General features: G+C 56.5%; 14 protein-coding genes. 6 read left to right on the top strand and 8 right to left on the bottom strand.

All coding sequences use genetic code 11. The annotated features are described in order from the left end of the window. Positions 1-471 precede the first annotated feature (471 nt). The gene (locus tag AC1D10_RS11275; RefSeq protein ID WP_477271572.1) at positions 472-1,470 is read right to left on the bottom strand and encodes an AraC family transcriptional regulator; all 999 of its coding nucleotides are present in this window, start codon (positions 1,468-1,470) and stop codon (positions 472-474) included. A 219-nt stretch (positions 1,471-1,689) separates the two neighbouring features. On the opposite strand from AC1D10_RS11275, the gene AC1D10_RS11270 reads away from it, so the two are divergent. Then, the gene (locus AC1D10_RS11270; protein ID WP_477271570.1) at positions 1,690-3,063 is read left to right on the top strand and encodes an FAD-binding oxidoreductase; all 1,374 of its coding nucleotides are present in this window, start codon (positions 1,690-1,692) and stop codon (positions 3,061-3,063) included. A gap of 327 nt (positions 3,064-3,390) precedes the next feature. On the opposite strand, the gene AC1D10_RS11265 is transcribed toward AC1D10_RS11270, so the two are convergent. From AC1D10_RS11265 to AC1D10_RS11255, 3 genes are all read right to left on the bottom strand, one after another. Beyond that, positions 3,391-4,014: a sulfotransferase family 2 domain-containing protein gene (locus AC1D10_RS11265; protein WP_477271568.1), complete on the bottom strand. Its 624-nt coding sequence runs from the start codon at positions 4,012-4,014 to the stop codon at positions 3,391-3,393. Positions 4,015-4,398: 384 nt separating this feature from the next. Beyond that, positions 4,399-5,559 (bottom strand): acyltransferase family protein, encoded by a 1,161-nt coding sequence (locus tag AC1D10_RS11260; protein WP_477271566.1) that lies wholly within the window; start codon positions 5,557-5,559, stop codon positions 4,399-4,401. Between the two features lie 11 nt (positions 5,560-5,570). Further along, positions 5,571-6,428, bottom strand: coding sequence for a class I SAM-dependent methyltransferase (locus AC1D10_RS11255; RefSeq protein ID WP_477271564.1), 858 nt, complete (start codon positions 6,426-6,428; stop codon positions 5,571-5,573). 286 nt (positions 6,429-6,714) lie between these two features. On the opposite strand from AC1D10_RS11255, the gene AC1D10_RS11250 reads away from it, so the two are divergent. From AC1D10_RS11250 to AC1D10_RS11240, 3 genes are read left to right on the top strand one after another with little or no spacing between them, the layout of a single operon-like run. Further along, positions 6,715-7,722, top strand: a complete 1,008-nt coding sequence (locus AC1D10_RS11250; RefSeq protein WP_477271562.1) for an NAD-dependent epimerase/dehydratase family protein — start codon at positions 6,715-6,717, stop codon at positions 7,720-7,722. A gap of 28 nt (positions 7,723-7,750) precedes the next feature. Further along, positions 7,751-9,289, top strand: coding sequence for a class I SAM-dependent methyltransferase (locus AC1D10_RS11245; protein WP_477271560.1), 1,539 nt, complete (start codon positions 7,751-7,753; stop codon positions 9,287-9,289). A 17-nt stretch (positions 9,290-9,306) separates the two neighbouring features. Then, positions 9,307-12,093 (top strand): rhamnan synthesis F family protein, encoded by a 2,787-nt coding sequence (locus AC1D10_RS11240; protein ID WP_477271558.1) that lies wholly within the window; start codon positions 9,307-9,309, stop codon positions 12,091-12,093. 60 nt (positions 12,094-12,153) lie between these two features. Here AC1D10_RS11240 and AC1D10_RS11235 read toward each other — a convergent pair whose 3' ends face one another. Then, the gene (locus tag AC1D10_RS11235; protein WP_477271556.1) at positions 12,154-13,656 is read right to left on the bottom strand and encodes an alginate O-acetyltransferase AlgX-related protein; all 1,503 of its coding nucleotides are present in this window, start codon (positions 13,654-13,656) and stop codon (positions 12,154-12,156) included. Between the two features lie 8 nt (positions 13,657-13,664). Then, positions 13,665-15,101, bottom strand: coding sequence for an MBOAT family O-acyltransferase (locus AC1D10_RS11230; protein ID WP_477271554.1), 1,437 nt, complete (start codon positions 15,099-15,101; stop codon positions 13,665-13,667). A 455-nt stretch (positions 15,102-15,556) separates the two neighbouring features. On the opposite strand from AC1D10_RS11230, the gene AC1D10_RS11225 reads away from it, so the two are divergent. After that, complete coding sequence (locus tag AC1D10_RS11225) at positions 15,557-16,267, top strand: class I SAM-dependent methyltransferase (protein ID WP_477272086.1); 711 nt, start codon at positions 15,557-15,559, stop codon at positions 16,265-16,267. Between the two features lie 37 nt (positions 16,268-16,304). Here the strand turns inward: AC1D10_RS11225 and AC1D10_RS11220 are convergent, their stop codons facing one another. After that, positions 16,305-17,096, bottom strand: a complete 792-nt coding sequence (locus AC1D10_RS11220) for a class I SAM-dependent methyltransferase (RefSeq protein ID WP_477271552.1) — start codon at positions 17,094-17,096, stop codon at positions 16,305-16,307. A gap of 294 nt (positions 17,097-17,390) precedes the next feature. Between AC1D10_RS11220 and AC1D10_RS11215 the strand changes: the two genes are divergently transcribed. Then, the gene (locus tag AC1D10_RS11215) at positions 17,391-18,335 is read left to right on the top strand and encodes a hypothetical protein (protein WP_477271550.1); all 945 of its coding nucleotides are present in this window, start codon (positions 17,391-17,393) and stop codon (positions 18,333-18,335) included. Between the two features lie 399 nt (positions 18,336-18,734). Here AC1D10_RS11215 and AC1D10_RS11210 read toward each other — a convergent pair whose 3' ends face one another. Then, positions 18,735-19,505 (bottom strand): bestrophin-like domain, encoded by a 771-nt coding sequence (locus tag AC1D10_RS11210; RefSeq protein WP_477271548.1) that lies wholly within the window; start codon positions 19,503-19,505, stop codon positions 18,735-18,737. Positions 19,506-19,862 lie beyond the last annotated feature (357 nt).

Genomic DNA, 19,862 nt, shown 5'->3' with positions numbered 1-19,862 from the left:
CATGTCCATCTGGCCGGATGTGTCGAACGGGCCAAGAGGGCGGGTTGCCCACCGCCCTGACCACCAAAGTTTTTCGAAGCTGCTGCCTAAGACCTGGCAGTCGGCTTGCCGGCTCAGCGCCCCTTCCCGCCATAGAGGCTGGTCGCACCATTTCCCGCGAGCAGTCGTTCCACTAAAAAGGCCGTGGGCGCTGTTGAAGCGGCGGCGCGTCGATGTCCGCAATGGGGTCGGGCGAAGAACGGCAGCTTACCGCTGGGCGATCCCCGAAACCGGACAGTCAGGAAGCGGCCCATCGCAGTCGGCCGCAATGCGCCTCATGTCGGCCGTAGAGGTCGGCTTCGCAGCTTCCTGAAAGCAGACCTTGCCGGCCATCAGGCTGGAGGTCGTGGTTGCGCCAAGAGCGGCCATTCGAGCTTCGGATCGAAGTTGGCGCGCCTCGCAGACTGAAGTGTGAAAGCGTGCCATTTCTTCCTATTGGACAGGCGACCTTTCGGCCTCCAACAAAGACGAACGTGCCTTGCGCCAGGTACCGGGTGGAATGCCTACGAACTTTTTGAAGGCGCGGTTGAAGGCGGCCTCCGACTCGTAGCCGACCTCCGCTCCCGCTTGCGCGATGCTGACATCGGACCGTTCGAGAAGGCGTCCCGCCAACTGTAGACGCCACCGAGCAAGATACTGCATTGGCGAGACCTCGACGTAGTGGCTAAAGCGGCCCGCAAATGCAGTGCGCGAAAGCCCTACGGCGCGGGCCAGTCTGTCCAATGTCCAATCTTCCCTGGGGCGTGCGTGAATGAGTCGAAGCGCCTCGCCGACGTGCGGATCTCGAAGGCCTGATAGCCATCCTCGCGAATCCGCAGGGAGGGTCTCAATATGGCGGCGGATGACTTCGACAAACATCAACTCGCTCAACTTGGCGAGCACCGTTTCGCCACCGGCTCGCGCGCTGCCACCCTCTGCCAGAGCTAGCAGAAATAGGTCGATGACCCAACTGCTTCCGTCAGAAGGTTTTCGGGCGCAAAGGATGGCCGGCAACGCGGCGAGGAGGGGATTGAAGGGACGCGCATCGCAGCCAAGGTACCCACAAATGAACCGGGTCCGCTCGTCTCCGCCACCACCATGAATCACCGCGAACGGCAGGTGTTCGTCTATCGGCCGATAATACATTGCCATGTTGGGTTTGCCCCGAGTCCCGGGCGAGGAACTCATGACATTCGGGGCACCTCCGGGGAAGACGACGACATCACCGGCGTTCACGCGTACCGGAGGCATTGAGTCGTCTCCCAACGCGGCCCAGCACGATCCAGACATAACGGCATGAAAGGAAATGACATGCTCAGCCCCCGGCATGATGGCGGCGGCAATCTCGGCGGTTCCCGGCGACTCGCCAACCCAGGGAGAACTGGCGTCGATATCGAAATAGATCGCGCCCGTCAGGCGAACGGCTCGGAGCACATCGGATAGGACATCCATGCACAACACCTCCGGATACGATTAACTACTCCTTGACTTCGAAGTTTTTCGGTCGGGCATCGCGAGATTATCCAGGAATATGGCCATACGAGCAAGCCGCTCTGATCTCCCCAATTTGAACGATCGAGCAATGGAATTGGACGATGTGACATTTTCGGGGGTCCGTGACGGGTCTAGCGTTCTTGGAATGGGCAGACAGTTTCTGCAGGGAGGAATGCCATGAACGACGAAGATATCACCAAATTCGCAGCAACTCTGCGGGGGGAAGTCATCCGCAATGGCGACTCGAGCTATGAGGAGGCCCGCAAACTCTACAACGGCATGATAGACAAGCGGCCGTTGATCATCGCCCGTTGCGCCGATGTAGGCGACGTCATTGCCGCGGTGAACTTCGGTCGCGACAGCCAACTCCCAATCGCAATCCGTGGCGGCGGTCATAACGGACCGGGGTTCGGCAGCGTCAACGATGGCCTCGTGATCGACCTCTCGATGATGAAGGGCGTGCGCGTCGATCCGAAGCATCGCACGGTGCGAGTCGGGCCTGGTTGTACGACGGGTGACGTCGACCACGCCACCCACGCCTTCGGCCAGGCGGTCCCGTTCGGGATCATCTCTACCACCGGGGTCGCTGGTTTGACGCTAAGCGGCGGCCACGGCTATCTAAGCCGGCAGTATGGCCTTGCCGTCGACAACCTCATCGAAGCCGACGTGATATTGGCCGACGGGAGCTTCATGACCGCTAGCGAAACAGAGAATGCCGATCTCCTGTGGGCGCTTCGAGGCGGCGGCGGCAACTTCGGCGTCGTGACCAGCTTCTTGTTCCGTACGCATTCGGCGAAAATGCTCTATGGCGGTCCGATCGTCTTCGACCTTGGCGACGCAGCGGAGGTGATGCGCTGGTATCGCGACTTCCAGGCAAATGCCCCAGACGATTTCTACATCTGGCTCGGGCTCCAGTCCGTGCCCCCGGGCGAGCCCTTCCCCCGCGAGCACTGGAGCAAGAAGATGTGCGTCCTGCTCATTGCCCACAACGGCGAGGGCGGCGAAGCGGCGGTCGATGCGGTCCGCGCGGCGCTACCCAAGCCGATCATCGATTGGGCCGGGCCGATCGCTTATACGGCGCTACAAGGCATGTTCGACGCGCTCTACCCCACCGGATTGCAGTGGTATTGGAAAGGCGATTTCGTCAAGGCGTTGCCGGATGAAGCCATCGCTGCTCATATAGACAATGCGGCAAAGGCAAGCGTCTTTTCAGCGATGCACCTTTACCCCATTGATGCGGCGGTGCATCGCACGGCAAAGAGCGACACCGCATGGAATTGCCGCGATGCTACTTGGTCGATGGTAATTGCTGGGATCGACCCCGATCCCGGCAGTGCGCCAGCATTGAAGAAATGGGCCACGGATTACTGGACCGCGGTCCACCCCTTCGACCTCGGTGGCGCCTATCCAAATTTCATGATGGACGACGAAGGCGAGGGGCGCCTTCGGGCCACCTACGGCGATAACTATCCGCGCCTCGCCGCACTAAAGGGCAAATTCGACCCTGCCAACCTTTTCCACGTTAATCAGAACATCCGTCCCGTCACCTAGATGGCGTACTTCTGTCAATGGCCGCTTCGGGTCAGATCACGTCGACGCCTGCGGCTACCGGGAGTGTCCGCTTCTCAAAATCCGAACCTCGAAGCTGCCAGTCCGCATGCGGCCCAATCGCAGTCGGGCCGCAATGCGCCTCATCTCGGCCATGGAGGCAAACTTCCCTCTGGCCGGAAGCGGACATCGCGGGTGACCATGGTGGTGGTCGTGATCGAGCCTTAACCGGACCCTCACCGCCCGTGTTCGCCTCATTTGTCGAGGTCAACCTGATGTGTAGACTAGTATCAGTAAAAATGCTGAGGCGGTGTCGATTCTATGCAAATTTTAGATCATATCATATCCGAAACGCTCAAAATCTTCAGCAAAGAGTTCGTTTATACGGTCTAGTGTCCGCCTAGACATTCTCCCGGCATATTTGTAGGTGTCACCTGTCGTTCGTTCAGTCTCATGTTCGGAGACATTCGACAGCCGAATTACTGGCGGCTCAATGTCCACGTAGTCACAAAATCGATGGAAGTCGTCCTCGAATTGCTCAACCTTTCCGACAAACCCTGCGAACTGCTCACCATTCACGTGCGTCCAGTAATGGCAGGGGTGCAGGACCATGTTTGTGTTGTTGCCAGGTTCGTATACTTCATAGTCTGGCAATAAGTGGATCCAAGCATCAAAGTTGAAACCTGCCGATATCACTCGCGACATGTTCGTGGAGATCTGCGCTCTCAACAAATGTGTAATCCAAGCTGGCTCGATTTCTAATTTTGGCTGCTCTTGAAAGTCCCGTTGTATTTGAATAAATCCAGAATAGGCCCGATCGTAAGGGTTCCTTACAAAAGCCCCTACTTTGTATCCTAGTTTCCCTTCGGGAAGCGCTGTCAAATCGGCAAGAGTGGCATGTTGAGTTACGACACGATTGAGGAATCTATTGAAATAAAAGAAACGCGGATACACGCTCTCATTGTACCGACCTAAACTTGCGTGACACGTAGAACTCGCAGTCTTCCACGGCGACATGAGAATAAATTTTTTTGAGTGCGCTATAATCATCTACGCACCACCACGCTCGATGATTGAAACGTCGGGAATGTGCATTCGCGCGGTCCATGCTGGGCGGATGTTTGCAAGCGGATGTCCGCCCACGGGCTGGTAATTGACATTGAATCACGAGCGATCAATGCCGCAGCTACTACCCCATAGCCAACTACGAAAATCAAGAACCTGACAGGCTCAAGGTCTCGGTCGATAACCCATCCGCCCTCAACGTGAGGCGCCCAGCCAGAGCGACGAAGACCGTCGTTGTCAGCATCATGGTCACGATGACAAGGCAAATTTACTCTAAGTTTGGTTCTGGTTGACCAAAGAATGGTGGTCGACGGTCACGGCGTTCGTCCTTAGGGTGTGACCGAACCACCCCAAAATCATCTTTCTGGCTGGAACCTCGGCCAAATGCAGTGCGGTCGATGCGGCGAGAACTGTAAGCAGAAAGACCCCAATCGCCGTCCGCTGCGACAGGCCTTCCAAGATTTGTGGGTGCATGACAAAAAACCTGATGAAGAGTTGGTGTGTCAGGTAAATGGCGAATGAAATCTCGCCAAGGAACCTCACGGGGCGGCAGGCAAGCACCTTCGCCAACGGCCCGGTGCTAGATGCGAGAATAATGAGTAGCAAGACTGCCGGGACGACAGGGGAAAGTGTCTGGGCCGTCCAATACTGCATGGCGCCCGAGCGCATGAAGGGCTGTAGGATCGCGTTGATCCAGCCAGATCCCCAAATCAGCAGCAGGACGCCGATCAACTCGATGGCGGCCCATGTGCCAAATCGAAGATGGAAAAGACCATCGCGGAAACGCGTCCACAGCAAAGCCGCCGTCATGCCGAGGCAAAATTCGAAGACCCTTGCGACCGGGTTCACCATCACTATGCCCTGGATGACGGCATCTTTTCCGCCACTATAAAAAGGCAGTCCGAGTTGCGAGGCGAGGAGACCCATCGCCGAAGAAGCGACAAAGCATGTCGCGAGCTTCCAATGCCATGTCGATTCGAAATTGCGGATCAGAAACGGGAAGACGAGATAAAAACTCATCTCGGTCGAGATGCTCCAGCTGACCGCATTGTAGCTGAAAAAGTAATCGCCGGTTGGAACCCAACTTTGCAGCAACAAAACGTTTGCGAGGAAATACGGAGCCACGAATGGCACACCCAACGCGACTGCTGCCAGCAAGGTCACAAAATGAGCCGGAAAAATCCTGGCAATTCTGCCGATATAGAACCGGCGCGTTTCACCAGGCCCATTCAGCGCAGGGTAGGAATAGGTTAGCACGAACCCTGATAAAACGAAAAACACGGTGACGCCGTTCGCAAGGTTCCACCCTTGAAATACGGTGGTTGGCACACCGAAATTCCCTTGGATATGATGAAGTACGATGGCAAAAGCGGCGAAGAACCGCAGTCCAGTAAGTGGAAAGATTAGCGCCCTCGATTGTATTTGTGCGCCCATACTCGCTCACATCAACTTGACTGGCCGGTTCGAACGGACAGGGGCGCGGTCACCGGTCGATGTTGCAGCGCGAGAATATCATGGTGGTTGTCCCACGCTCGTTCACTCATCAGGACCAGGCGAGTGCCCTCTAGCCGTTCTGCCAGCGAAGTGGCCCAACCTGGCTTGGAGAGCGAGATTCCGTATGCGTCCTGACCAGGATAGTCGGCGTACCCATAGCCTTCTGCGAGATACCGCCTCTCGATTTCCTCCCACCTAGGGGCGACGCCATAGTAGTTGAACTGGGGGCCTCGGAAATGGACGAAACGCCCGTGCAGGCTGACGATAAGGAGGCCGTCTGGTCGCAGCCATGAGAGCAGCTTCCTGACCAGACGCTCGGATATGTTCGCGGACAGGTGCGTCAGAACCGAGCCGAGCCAGATCACGTCGTACCGCGAGGGAGCGACAAGGCCGTCCACATCGGTGCCGGACAGCCACGTCCGCGCACCAAACTCGCGTGCACAGAATTCGAGATCCTCAACGCGCATATCTGTCGCCGAAATCTCGGCGCCCGCGTACGCAGCCCGCAGCCAACGTGTGACGCGTCCGGCACCAGCCCCGAAATCGAGGATTTCTTTTGGCTCTATTCCACCCAGGCCGACCGCGGCCGCGATAACGTTTAGCGCTGATCCCCCACAGGTTAGGTAGTGCCGGCTGTTCCCATGAAACATCCCGTCGTTCTCATGAAGGTTCAGCGACACCATTTCATGCAGTGTTGCAGCGAAGCCGCTGAAAGCAGCATGGTCCTGTCGGTCCAGGTTTTTCATTTTTGCCGCGAAATCGCCGCTCTCCATAACCGCTGACGGCATAGCACGCGAAACACCAAGCATCTACATTAGTAAATCATGAACAACCTGTCCGCGAGGGCGGTGCGGGCGATGCACTTGATTCGGCGCTTCCGCCCAGCGCATGCTCTGGCTGGCAGGCGGCAAAAGTCGTCATCGACGGCCCAGCCGAACAAGTGCTGAGCGCAATAGCAACACATCATTCCGTCAACCCGATAAGCTTTGACGCACTCGCGAAGTCAGAGTACGGACCTACTTGGGAATTGCGGTTCGCTATTCTGGTTCCCGCAATCGCAGTTAACCGTTTTCGGGAGCGGCCGAGCATATCCGGATGTCATCTAAAGCAGAACAATCCGACACCGTCGAACGACATCTGATTCTTGGTGGAAGCGGCTTCATTGGCCGACATGTTGCAGCAATCTTGGTGCAAAGCGGGTGTGAGGTCGTTTTAGCCGGACGCTCACTTTCGAAGCCGACATTTGCTCCTGCACTTGACGAGCGAGTCGCATGGCGTAGTTTCGATCTTGCCAACGCGCAATGGGATAGCCTGATCGACGGGGTCACGGTCATTCACCATTATGCATGGTCATCCGTTCCTGCCAGCGCCAACAACGATCCCACCCTTAATCTGTCGACCAATGTCGCACCAACGCTGGGTTTGCTAGATGCGCTTCGAAAAAAGGGGGAGCAGGCGCCAAGGCTGATCTTCGCTTCGTCCGGCGGTACGGTTTATGGCAAACTGCTGCGCGTTCCAGTGCATGAAGATCACCGCTTAAACCCGATTACCGCCTACGGCGCTGGTAAAGCCGCTGTTGAACTGTATCTAGGCACCTATCGAGCTCTCTACGGGCTCGATTGTCGTGTAGCGCGTCTAGCCAATCCTTTTGGAGCAGGGCAGAATTTGGAAAAAGGCCAAGGTGCGGTAACGACGTTCCTGCACCACGCATTGTCGCAACGGCCAATAGTCGTCTGGGGCGATGGCGAAGTCGTACGTGATTTTATCCACATTTCCGATGCCGCAGCAGGCTTAGTTGCACTGGCACGCGCAGCACCGCTCGACGGCCATCAGGTTTTCAACATCGGCAGTGGCGAGGGCGTCAGCCTCAACGGGGTCATTGCCGAACTTGAATCAAAACTCTCCCAAAGATTGGACGTTCGCTATGAGCGCGGTCGGAAATTTGATGTTCCAGTGAGCGTGCTCGATATTTCGCTCATTCGGGAGGCGCTGGGGTGGCGACCTACTCTCTCTTTTTCTGAAGGCTTGAGCCAAACACTCGCGGATCTTGGTGGAAGCGTAACGCACCGTCACAGGTCAGTGGTAGGTGGCGCCGCACATTAGACCAGTGAGAGGAATTGGCGACAATCAAATGGGAGAAATATTCGAACGGGTCCTGCCGCGGCAAGCACTAGAGTGGACCGGCGAACGGTTGACAACCGCTACGGCGGGTCAGGTGGAGATCGAGCACCTTCATCGCTATTTTCTTGCCCGGGCTCTTTGCCGCGACCTGGATGTTGTCGATGTCGCATCAGGCGAGGGCTACGGCTCCGCTCTTTTGGCCCAAGTCGCGCGATCGGTTGTTGGTATCGAGTTGTCCGAGGAGGCGTTAGCGCACGCCCAGGGGGGCTATATCGCTCCCAACCTTCGCTATCAGCAAGGAGATGCTCGCAAGTTGCCTTTGGAAGATGCGAGTGTCGACGTGGTCGTATCGTTCGAGACGCTTGAGCATTTTTTTGAACATGATCTGTTTATCGCAGAGGTTCAGCGCGTTTTGCGGCCAACCGGTTTTCTCATCCTTTCGTCGCCTGAACGAGATGTCTATTCTCCACTCGGAAGCCCTGCCAATCCCCATCATGTGCACGAACTCTCGCGTGTGGAGTTCGAGGCGCTGCTGAAAGCCGCGTTCCGGAATGTCTTGATACTGCTTCAACGACCGCTCCTCGGATCAACGCTTATCGCAGATGACGAGGCTGGAATATCGAGAACGCTGACGTTCGAGCGACGAGGAGAGACGCACTACGAGGTCAGCCATGGCTTGCCGCGACCGCCTTACAATATTGCGATTGCGTCCGAATCGGAACTTCCAGGTATTCCCAATTCGTTGTTCATCGAAACAAGTGAGATCGGTGAAATCCTAGGGCGGGCCGAGAGTGGCGCTGCCGCTCAAGCGGAGCTTCGCAGTCACATGGAGCAGACGGATTTGCTAGCTTCCGGTCTCCGCCGCGAAATTGAAACGGCTAGTGAAACCATCAAAGCACAAGTCGAACGGGCCGAAAAAGCGGAAGCCGCTTTGGCCTTAGCTCAGTCTGGAAGCCATGCCGCTGACGCAGTGCTTCGCAGTCACATGGAGCAGACGGAATTGTTGGCATCCGGTTTCCGCCGGGAAATTGAAACGGCTAGTGAAACCATCAAAGCACAAGTCGAACGGGCAAAAAATGCGGAAGCCGCTTTGGCCTTGGCTCAATCGGGAAGCCGTACCGTCATTGACGGACTGCGGTCCGAGTTGACGCAAGTACGCTCCGAACTGGCCGTGGCAGCCGTGCAGCGAGACGTCTTGAGAACGTCCTTCCGGGGCCACGCCAACCTCCTCACTGAATCGCGTCTTGGCCACGATGCCGAGGCCAAGGAACTGCGACAGCGAAATGTTGAATGGGAAGGCCGCGTTGCGGAATTGGAGAGCAAAGCTGCCGAGGCCAATGAACTACGACAGCGAAATGCTGAATGCGCAGGCCGGGTTGCAGATTTGGAGCGCAAGGCTGCAGAATGGGAGCAACGCTACTTGGGCCTGCGCCACCGCCTCGAGGCCATTCTGAAACGCTTTGGGATACTCAGCGCGTCGCGGCTCTTTCCTCGCCCGATCCGCGCCTTTGTCCGTAATCGTGTTCTTGGACCGGGACGCACACAATGAATAGTCGCGAGAGCGTAATGGCTGATGAAATTCGCCATGAATTCGTCGCTATGCTGGAAATGACGGGGTTCGTAGACGTCGACTATTATCGTTCCTCCCTTAACCGGCCGGAACTGTGGGATCCAGTGGGGCACTATGCCGAAATTGGATGGCGGATTGGATTGGAGCCAAATGAGCGATTCAACGGCGATTTCTTGCGTCCCTTCTACGAGACGGCAGGGATGTTCAAGCCGCCTGCTTATGTCTGGCTAGAACTTTCGGCTCTCGGGGAACCGCTGCCCGCGAACAAGCACGAAGCCGAGGATCTTGCTGCAGCCTTCCGACGGTCGCCGTGCTTCGATGCTGAATTTTACGCTGACCGTTTGCCCGCCGGTATGGACCCAGCGTTGCACTATGCAGTGGTCGGTGAGCCGATGGGTTGGCGCGCATCGCCCCTTTTTGATGCGGCTTATTATCGGGAACGTTATCCAGACGTCGCGAGCGCCGGGATTTCGCCTTTACTGCATTACCAGCACGATGGCAGGCGCGAAGGTCGGCGAGGAGTTTCTGTCGTTGATAGGTTAGAGTTTTCGCCCTTGCCGCAGTCCGAAAAGCCGGTTGTGCTTCTGATTTCGCATGAGGTTTCGAGAACGGGCGCGCCCATGTTGGGCTGGAACCTTGCCAGGGAACTAGCGGAAACGGCAACGGTGGTTTCCCTGATGATGCGCGGTGGAGAACTGGAAACCGACTTCATCACCGTTACTGCCTCGTCCGTTGGTCCGTTGACATGGGAGGACTGGAACTGGGTGGATGCGACCCGGCTAGCCAAGCGGATCACAGAGGAATTCAGGCCACTTTATGCCATCGCCAACAGCATAGAGACGCAGATCATGGTGCCTGCCTTGGCGTCTTATGGAGTGCCGAGCGTTGCCTTGGTGCATGAGTTTGCCGCCTATACGCGCCCTGTAGGCAAGATGCGCAACGTTTATGACTGGGCGCAGCATGTCGTATTTCCAGCCGAGATCGTTGCGCAGTCTTCGTACGACGCCTTTCCTGGCCTCGAAAGGCGCCCCGGAATTCATATCCTGGCTCAGGGGCGCAGCGATCCGCCGCCAGCGTCCTCAGCCGATGAGCCGGCAGACAAAAAAAGAGACGAGTTCCTACTTCGTTTGCGGCCCGAGGGTGAGGAGGCCTCCTTTCTCGTGCTTGGCGCCGGCATGGTGCACATTCGCAAAGGCGTTGATCTTTTTATAAGCGCTGCTGCCACAGCGAAACGACTGCGGCCGAATGTTCGCTTTCGATTTGTCTGGATCGGTGATGGGTACGATCCAGAGCATGACAGTGGCTACTCCGCGTATCTCGCCTACCAGATAGCCCAGTCAGGTCTGGGAGATAGCCTGGTGATGCTTGATCCGGTATCGGATTTGGAGCCTGCATATGCCATTGCAGACGCCTTCTTTCTCAGTTCCCGCCTTGATCCGCAGCCAAACGTGGCTATCGATACGGTTGTGCGTGGGATACCGACCGTGTGCTTCCAGGGAGCTTGTGGAACGGCGGACATCTTAGGGGCCGACGTTGCGACACGCCCTCTCATTGCACCTCACCTCGATACTCATGCTGCAGCCGTCATCTTATGCGGACTGGCAGACGACCGCGACAAGGCAAGGGCCTTGGGAGCCGAAGTGGCGCGGGTCGGACATGCGGCTTACAACATGAGTGCCTATGTTCAACAAATCGAAGAGTGGGGCAAAACAGCTGCGGCAGAACTTCATGACGAGGATCTTGCCACCCTGATGCTGGATGCTGTTGTCGATCTCGAAATGGTTCTTCCTCCAGGTATGGCGCCCGTTGCCGAGTTGGAGGCAGGGCGGCGCACGCTCCAGCAATGGAGCATCATGGGCCTCTCGGGCGATTCGACAGCCAATCCACAGTTCCGTCGTCCTTGTGCAGGCTTCAATCCGCAAAGCTATGCACAAGCCAATCCAGACGAGTGCGGCCCAGGGAAAGCCCATCCCTTGGCCCATTGGCTCCGCGCCGGGCGCCCCGCCGGTCCTTGGTCCCGGGACGTTTTCAATCCTGTCAATAGCACTTACCGGTCGTCGGAGCAGCGTGTGGCCCTTCATGCCCATTTTTACTATGAAGATTTGGCTGATGATCTGGCCTTCCGGCTCAAGCGTAACCGCACGCGCTGCGACCTGTTCCTGTCCACGGACACCGACGCCAAAGCCAGACATCTTCGAGCTGCGTTTGGCGACCACGACGGTTCCGTTGAAGTGGCGGTCGTTCCCAACAGGGGGCGCGATGTCGGACCGCTTCTTACTGAATTCTTGCCGCGTTTGCTTGATGGTCGCTACGATCTGATCGGCCACGTGCACGCCAAGAGGAGCGTTGGCACGGACGCGGCTATGGGTGAGGCATGGCGCCACTTCCTTTGGGAGAACTTGGTTGGTGGTGAACACGCGATGCTCGATCTGGCTGCCGAAGCCTTCGCATCGAAACCGGCGATAGGTCTTCTGATGGCAGAGGATCCACACCTCGTCGGCTGGAACGACAACAGGGAAATCGCTGAAGACTTGGCAAGACGGATGGGCATCGCCATGCCGCTGGCGGACTTTTTCGATTTCCCGCTGGGAACCATGTTCTGGTGCCGTCCAAGCGTTTTGCATCCGCTACGCGATCTGGGTCTCGATTGGAATGATTACCCATCGGAGCCCGTTCCTTATGACGGCACAGTCCTCCATGCGATCGAGCGCTTGATGCCGTTTGTTGCGCGAAAGGCCGGATTCGATACTGCTGGTTTGCGCGCGCCCGGCACGAGTTGGTAACAGGAATTGAGCTGGCAGCCGAAAATGCCTTCATCGAGGGTGTTCAACGGGCGGACTGCGTCATCGCCCCATCGCTACTGGTTGATGAGCCTGCTCTGAGAATGAGGGGAGTGCCCCGGTTTGTATTCTGAGGTGGGATAGCGTTCCGGTGGAGTAGATCGGATCAACCCTCAACGTCATGCCGGCAAAGTCCTCAGGCAAAACGAGCCAGAAGTCGCGCGCCCCCGGCGCGTCCGTGAGCATCAACGAGAATCCCTCGAAGTATGGCCCGTTCCGATTGACCTGGTCTTTGATCGGCAAATAGACATAGGTGTTCTGTCTTGCGGCAGTTGCGAACGAGATCCGCACGCAAGGCCTGCCATGCTCTGCCAATCGTACGAGGATCTGAGGATCAACTCCCGCGGTGAAATCGCCCGACGGCTGTTTGCTCAGGTTCTCGAATTTCGGCCCATCTTCGGCAACGTCCGACATTCTGCACCCGCGAGCGGCCTTTGCGTTGGCGTCCATAAGCGCCTTGCCGAACACCCCTGTCCAGGACAACTCGCCGTGGAGAATTCGGGACAGCATGTTCCGCTCGACTAAGTTCACCAGGACATGCTTCGGGGACTTCGCCAATGCATTGCGGACTTCCAGTTCGATATTCTCGCTCCCGTAGGATACAAAAAGAGGACTCAAGAAGACGCGCTTTAACAAATCATAGCTTACGCCATAAAATGAGTCGTGAAGTATAAATGTATCTGGAATCCTTTGATCGCTATCGTCCGGAAATGTTCGAGATGCGTAGTCGTCATAAATTGATTCAGCTTCTTTGTGCTCGATTCTCAGCAACCTGTTCGGCATGTCGGTGGCGTGCATGACCTGGCCGCTTGCGAGGATCGGGCTGTCCACTTTTCTGCCGGTCAACTCGAAGACGAGTTGCCTGACGGCTTTGAGTTTCCCAAGCTCGTTCCAGTGGGTATCCGTTCTGAAGTAGAGCAGGTCATCGGCTACGTCGTGACCCATCACATCGAAATGGTCTATTATGCTCGATTTGCTGGTCTTTGCGATGCGGCGCCACAAGCGCGATGAAAGGATCTTACAGCCGGCAGCGGACGCAGCGGCAGGCCCTAGTTTCTCGGGATACACAACTTCCTTGTCTGGCGAGACCGACATACGAAAGTCTATGCCGATCCCCTTCGCTATCATCCGCAACGCTTCAACATGCGCCAGCATGACGCCAATATCGTGCTCTGACATACATGCGCCGTTCTGGAACCCGGGCTTGTAAAACAGCCATCCATCCACGCCGGAGATGACTTGGGAAGTATTGACGAAGCCGAACACCTTAACATCCAGGGCATTCTTGGCGCGGATGGCGTCCATTCCGACTGGAGAATTGCTGACAAGCCTTCTGGCTACGTCGTTCCGGTACTTCTCGTCATTTGGCGTCAGCAGTTTAGCCGACGTGAGTTCGGTCAAGGTGATCGTTCTTTCGGCGGCCGGGTCGAGTCCCATCGTGACGAGGCTTCCGACGGGCGCAGCCAGAAAGGCCGCGAAGGCTCCGATGGTTGCGAGATTCGCCAATTTCATACTCAGAACCTGAAATAGAGGAACGGCGAGAAGGCCTGAGGTACGATGTAGATCGCGCAGATGACTGCTGCGACGCTGACGAAGACAAGTCGGGCAAAGCGCGCTGGACTGCCCGCTGCCCCGGCTACGACCACACCCAAGGGGCTAACCTGCCCCTGGATGACTATGAGGAGGCAGGCCAACAGCATAGCGACTTTGCCCTGGGGCGAAAGCGCCAGGTCCATCGACCCGGGCAACCCGAACGCCCCGTGTGCCAGCGGCAACAGCATGGCGCGTGCATGGCTGGCGAAGACCGAAAGGTCGTTTGCGCGGAACAGGACCCATCCGAAAATCACGACGGGAAAGAAATAGATCATCCGAACGACCTGAGACGAAAACGCCCTTCCTCCAAGGACCAGGCGTTCCGCTATGAGAAAAATTCCGTGGTATGCGCCCCACAGGACGAACGTCCATGCCGCCCCATGCCATATCCCGGTCGCAAGGAACACGATCATCAGGTTTGCGTAAGTTCGCACCGGGCCTGCCCTGTTTCCCCCCAGCGGGATATAGAGGTAGTCACGAAACCAGCCCGACAGCGAGATGTGCCAGCGACGCCAAAACTCGGTGATCGTAGACGCGGCGTAGGGGTGGTTGAAGTTCTCCTTGAACCGGATACCGAACATCATAGCGAGACCGATCGCCATGTCCGAATAGCCAGAAAAGTCGAAATAGATCTGGATCGAGTAGGCGATTGCCCCGAGCCAGGCAGAGGCAAAGGTTTGCTCCGCGCCGGCAAGGGCAAAGGACGCGTCTGCGACGCCCGCGACGCTGTCCGCGATAAGGACCTTCTTGCAAAGGCCGACCATGAACCGACCGGCCCCGGCGGCAAAGATATCCACACTGAGATCAGGATGGTGGAAGTCCTTCTCGACGTCACGATACCGTACGATCGGGCCGGCAATCAGCTGCGGGAAGAAAGCTTTGTAGGCGCCAAACACCACCAAGTTGCGCTCAGCCTTCACCTCGCCACGCCATACGTCGATCACGTAGGAGATGCCCTGGAACGTGAAAAACGAGATCCCTATCGGGAGAATGATGGTTTGCGCGAAGTGTTGCAAACTCTCGGACCCGAAGAATCCGACGGAGCCAAGAAGGAAGGCTGTATACTTGTAATAACAGAGGACCAACACGTTCAGACTGACGACGGCGGTGACCACTAGTTTGTGATGCCAGCGTTCCACCGCGATCGCGCCCGCGAAATTTAGCACAATGCTGAAGAGCAGCAGCAGAACATAAAAGCCAGAAGACCAGTAGAAGAAGATCAGGCTGGATAGAAAGATAAATGGTGAGAATAATCTCGTTCGACTCAGGAGCGAACCTAGCAGGAGTGTGATCGGCAGGTAAAGGAAGAGAAATGCCTGGTCGGAAAATACCATTGCGCGCCGATCGGTTTCGCCCATTTGTCCTTCCGGATCGCAAATGGATGGATTGAAGTCAATACGCAGGACTTGGCCTGGATTCCTTCCCGAACCAGCGCCGCGCTCCCCAGTGACAACGGGCTATCTGTGAATTGAGTTCGGCAAGTTGTTACGCGGCTGGCGAGTTGCCGCGCGATAGCGCCCACTAGAGAATGAGGTCCACCGCAGCGAGAAAATGGTTGATTTGCTGGCGCGGTGCATGACGATTTCGCGCCGTAACACCATTGGATTCGACAGCGCGGACAACGCAGGCAACGTCACCACCTAAACCTATCCCCGCAGCGTGAACCACACCTAGAGACAATTGGAGAGGATTCGGAAAACCACGCTGTGCATGATGGCAATAGCCTGGTCCAGTGGCGAATTGCTACTATTATTCGTCTCGCCCTCTGTGCAAATTGCCCTGAGTACGTGTCTTATGGAGGATCCCTTTGTTGGTGTGCACTGTTTGCGGGAATGATGAGTTTCGGGACAGCAAAGTTCTTTGGCCTCGGCTGATCGCTGAGTGGAATTTATCGTCCGCCGAGGTTGCCTATATCGACCGGCAGCAAGGCACGCAATGCACGCATTGCGGCTCAAATCTAAGGGGGATTGCACTAGCCAACGCCATTCGCGAAGTTGTCGCTACCCCCAAGACGTTGGTGGAGTTTGTCAATACAAGTGAAGCGCTCCGTCTCCGTATCCTCGATATCAATGGCTCGTCACTGTCTGCGACACTTTCTGTTCTCCCACTGTATACCCGTGCCGACTACCCCTCGGTAGATATGCAGTCCATGCCCTATGAGGATGATCAGTTTGATCTCGTCATTCATTCTGATACGCTCGAACACGTGCCATTTCCGATTGAAGCTTTGAGGGAATGCGGACGCGTTCTCTCAGATGATGGGTGCTTGTGTTATACTGTCCCTACAATTGTCGGTCGTTTGACGCGCTACAGAGACGGGCTTCCGCCAAGTTACCACGGGGATTCGAACCAAGAGGGATATGACTTTGTGGTGCACACCGAGTTTGGGGCCGACGCTTGGACATTTCCAATTCGAGCTGGCTTCACATCGGTCAACATAAATACTGTATCATATCCAGTCGCCACGGCAATAACTGCTCGCAAAAACTATTTACGACATAGTATTACTTCTAACTTCGTATAGTCGTTTTCCTCATGAGACATATCGTTAGTACGGCAGCTTAATGATCGAGCTTGCGGACGACATAAAGGTCTTGGTGCCCCCACCAAAACGCCTGCTGAAAGCGGATCAGTTCGGCCCCTTCGATGTCGGACACTGCTTTTTGAACATAACCAAGGGAAACGGCGCTTGTCCCATAGTCACGAGCGTCCAAATCGCGCTGGTCACTGTTCGAGTTCCAATAAAATCCGGTGTCATCAAATTGCGCCGGCAAACCCCCAGCTCTCATATTTCGGAGAGTGACGGCTCCGTGAGTTGTGAAAACAAAGATGCCCCCCGGCTTCACCGCTGTGAAAACGCGAGAAAGCCAAGGCGCGAAGGTAGCGTCTGGCATGTGCGAAAAAAACGATAGGGCGAAGACAACATCAAACTCGTCATCGATGCTCCAGTCCTCCGGTTTTGTGGACGAGAGGTGTGCCCTAACGCCGATCTTGTTTGATAGGAATTCGACGGCATTAGGGTGAACGTCGCTGGAAACCCATGCTGCATCCGGCAGAAAATGCATCGCGTAGCGCGCGACGCGGCCATAACCCGACGCGAACTCAAGGACGCTGGATGGGCCAGATGAAAGGTGCTCGCGGCAAAGGTTGGCGAAGCGCTTGGCACAATCTTCTCCCCCTGTGAAATAAGCCTCGATTGCTCGGCGGTGATCAGTCGGAAACACTGCCCGGACGAAGAAATCGAGCAGCATGTCATCCTTGCTGATCTCATAGGCGACCTTTTTCGCTTCGGCGATCGACCGCGCGAGTGGTTCATGCTCTGCCAATGTGCCGGCAATATCGATATCTGACATCGATTCTCTCTGAGCCGTCTGCCGCCAACCCACAAGCCGTCTGCCGCCAACTTACAATCTGGAGACAATTAAACAATCTGCAGCCTGCCTTTTAGGTCGCGTTTGTGCCGCATGCCTGGCGTGGAGGAACTCCGACACGAATTTGCGTCGCGGCGCGTGCGGGGCATCCGAGCGCTGCGGAAATCGCTTATCGGTCAAAGCGGAACGAGAACAGACAGGCAGCGCCGACCGTTGCTCAACCGGGCCGACTAGGCGTAGGAAGAGCGAGACAAGTCCGTCATAGAGCCTGCACTCATGCCCAGGGCAATCCTTCATATCGGCCTCGCCAAGACCGGGACCACGTTCCTGCAGAACTGGCTCCGATACAACAGTGCTGTCCTGCGACCGGCCGGCTTCTACGTCGCTCCTGACATGGCCTCCCATCAAGTCGCCGCGAGCCTGGTCCAGGACGTGTCTCGGCGCGCCTTGGACGATATCAGGGGTCTCGCGAACCTTCCTGACGAGAAGGGGACACTGTTCTCTTCCGACCCCGATCTAGTGTCGATCATATCGTCAGAATACTTTCATATCTGCGATCCGCTGCATGTGGCGGAATATTTCAGGCAGGAGAATGTGGACGTCGTCATGATCGTCTGTGTCCTGAGGCGCCAGGACATCCTGTCAGCTAGCGGCTATGCGCAGGACATCAAGTCGCTCGGGCGCAGCGATATTGTAGACGGCGCCGAATATCTTCCCCATCTTGACTGGAATTGTCTCTACGAGAGCTGGGCCGGCGCATTTCCCGATGCCGCCATGCGGATGATCAACTATAGCCCGCGTTCGCTGCTAGGCGCGTTCAAGGTGCGGCTGGGTATTGGCATGGACACGATCGATCAGGTGCAGGAAATTCATACGAACCGGAGCCTTAACGCCGAAATGACCGAGGTTGCGCGAATGCTCAACGAGCGAGGTCTGCCACCGATGTCAGAAGCGCTCTTGGCTCTTCAACGACACCTGCCAGGGCCGCCGTTCGGATTGCCGGCGTATGTCGTAAGACAGTTTGAAGACGCCTATCTCGTTTCCAATCGCAGGCTGGCCGACCGGCTGCGAGATCCTGAATTTGAGGAAATGTCACGACCCGGATGGCATACGGACGGAGTGTGCATGGCCGGACAGATTGACGACGCCAGATTCGCCGAAATCATCAAACTGGCAGGGCGGGAAGGCGCCAGCGTTGAGCATCTCGCAGCCTCGCCTTGAAATTCGGTCGACCTTCGTAGTCTTCCATTTATCCGGATTTCTCGCAGACAATTGCTGTCAGACGCTACATTCAGCCTTCCGCCAGGGCACTTGCCCAGCAGCGGACATTCCTAACCTCATTTAGGAACCCGTTGCGGTCATCGAGCCGGATGAGATCGAATGTCTTAGAATGGGTCGATGCGGAACGGCTGCTTTCCAAGCTACCTTGCCAAAAGCCGACCGTCTGCGGTCGGCCCAATCGCAGTCGGGCCGCGATGCGCCTCTTGTCCGCTGTTGGAGATCCCGGCGCGCCCGCCTGAAAGGGGACGTCGTCAAGAGCGAAGTTCGATTCTAGGTTGTACAAGGAACGCACACTCGGTTTCAGCCTATCGGACGACTGCTGCCAGTTGAACCGTCGCCTCAGCTAGCAGCGTGAATCGTCGCCAGCGCCTTTTGCATCGACTGTGGAGAGACGACAATCACTCCTTCGAAAGGATAATCCAGATCGACAACCATCGCGATGGCGCAAGCTATCGAGAGCGCACAGACAAATAGCGCAGCGACCACCAAGCCATTGTGGGGTGCATACAGACCGAAGCTCAAGAATAAGACGAAGAGCCACGCAATCAAGAGTAAAATGAATGGTTGAGGGGCGTGATTGGCTTGCTGCGCCGTCTCAAGCCAACCTGCCTTGGCTAGGTCCAAGGCTGTTTGCGACGCACTGGCGGCACTTGCTCGTTGCGCATCTGTCTTTGGTGTCAGTTCTCGAAGCCGCTGCTGGATACTCTCGATAATCTGCCAGGCGGGTTGGCCCCCAGTTGCTGATTGGGCCTCGGGCTCGTCAGGCCAAGCGGTCGCGATGTTGGCTACAGTGTAGGATCTCAACAGCATGATAATGTCTTTTGCTTCCGGCCCGCAATTCATCAGATTGCGGTCCATCAACATAAGGCTGGCAGCCAGCTCTTCCATCTGGCGATTGCTGACATCGAATTTCCCTTTCGCCGACGCGACCAGCAAGCCAAGCACCAAAGCGGTGCTGATTGAAACCATGCCGGCAGCTGTCTGTACGATAGCTTGCGTTTCCTTGTCGCGATAAGCTACCGGCATCAATCTCCCCAAGAGCATCCCCAATAAGCCGCCGCCGAAAATGACGGCAAACGCCACGAGGCCATAGAAAACAATTGTCGACATTTAGTCCTCAGCTCGCCGTCGTCCAGGCCTATCTCACCAACGTATTTGCTCTCGGCCAGCTATGTTGCCGGCAGCGACGGCGTCGAACAATAGATCACCTGCGACTGCACTTGTCGTCGCCAACACAGGGATGAAGTGCCAGAAGTCTGCGCATGATGGAGATCCTGCGAGGCGAAACATTCGAAACTCCCCTTCGAGCAGCTTCGGTCGCGTCCTGCCAAGCAGCAACAGCATAGTCGCTGCTTATAACATTGCGCTCGTAGAAACCGGGAAGGGCCTCATCGAGTTTGGCCAGCGGCGTTGCAAGGGCGTCGAAGGCCTCACGCCGGGAATAATTGTGAACACCATCGAAAGCGA

This window comes from Mesorhizobium sp. P2_A8, from assembly GCF_056404935.1.
Note: the sequence above shows the minus strand (reverse complement) of the source record. Positions and strands in the feature narration are given on the sequence as shown.

Bases quoted from the DNA above. Each gene is read 5' to 3' on its own strand.
- AC1D10_RS11260 (WP_477271566.1), bottom strand. From the start codon at position 5,559: ATGGGCGCACAAATACAATCGAGGGCGCTAATCTTTCCACTTACTGGA.
- AC1D10_RS11255 (WP_477271564.1), bottom strand. From the start codon at position 6,428: ATGCTTGGTGTTTCGCGTGCTATGCCGTCAGCGGTTATGGAGAGCGGC.
- AC1D10_RS11230 (WP_477271554.1), bottom strand. From the start codon at position 15,101: ATGGGCGAAACCGATCGGCGCGCAATGGTATTTTCCGACCAGGCATTT.
- AC1D10_RS11250 (WP_477271562.1), top strand. From the start codon at position 6,715: ATGTCATCTAAAGCAGAACAATCCGACACCGTCGAACGACATCTGATT.
- AC1D10_RS11240 (WP_477271558.1), top strand. From the start codon at position 9,307: ATGGCTGATGAAATTCGCCATGAATTCGTCGCTATGCTGGAAATGACG.
- AC1D10_RS11270 (WP_477271570.1), top strand. From the start codon at position 1,690: ATGAACGACGAAGATATCACCAAATTCGCAGCAACTCTGCGGGGGGAA.
- AC1D10_RS11220 (WP_477271552.1), bottom strand. From the start codon at position 17,096: ATGTCAGATATCGATATTGCCGGCACATTGGCAGAGCATGAACCACTC.
- AC1D10_RS11245 (WP_477271560.1), top strand. From the start codon at position 7,751: ATGGGAGAAATATTCGAACGGGTCCTGCCGCGGCAAGCACTAGAGTGG.
- AC1D10_RS11210 (WP_477271548.1), bottom strand. From the start codon at position 19,505: ATGTCGACAATTGTTTTCTATGGCCTCGTGGCGTTTGCCGTCATTTTC.
- AC1D10_RS11275 (WP_477271572.1), bottom strand. From the start codon at position 1,470: ATGGATGTCCTATCCGATGTGCTCCGAGCCGTTCGCCTGACGGGCGCG.
- AC1D10_RS11215 (WP_477271550.1), top strand. From the start codon at position 17,391: ATGCCCAGGGCAATCCTTCATATCGGCCTCGCCAAGACCGGGACCACG.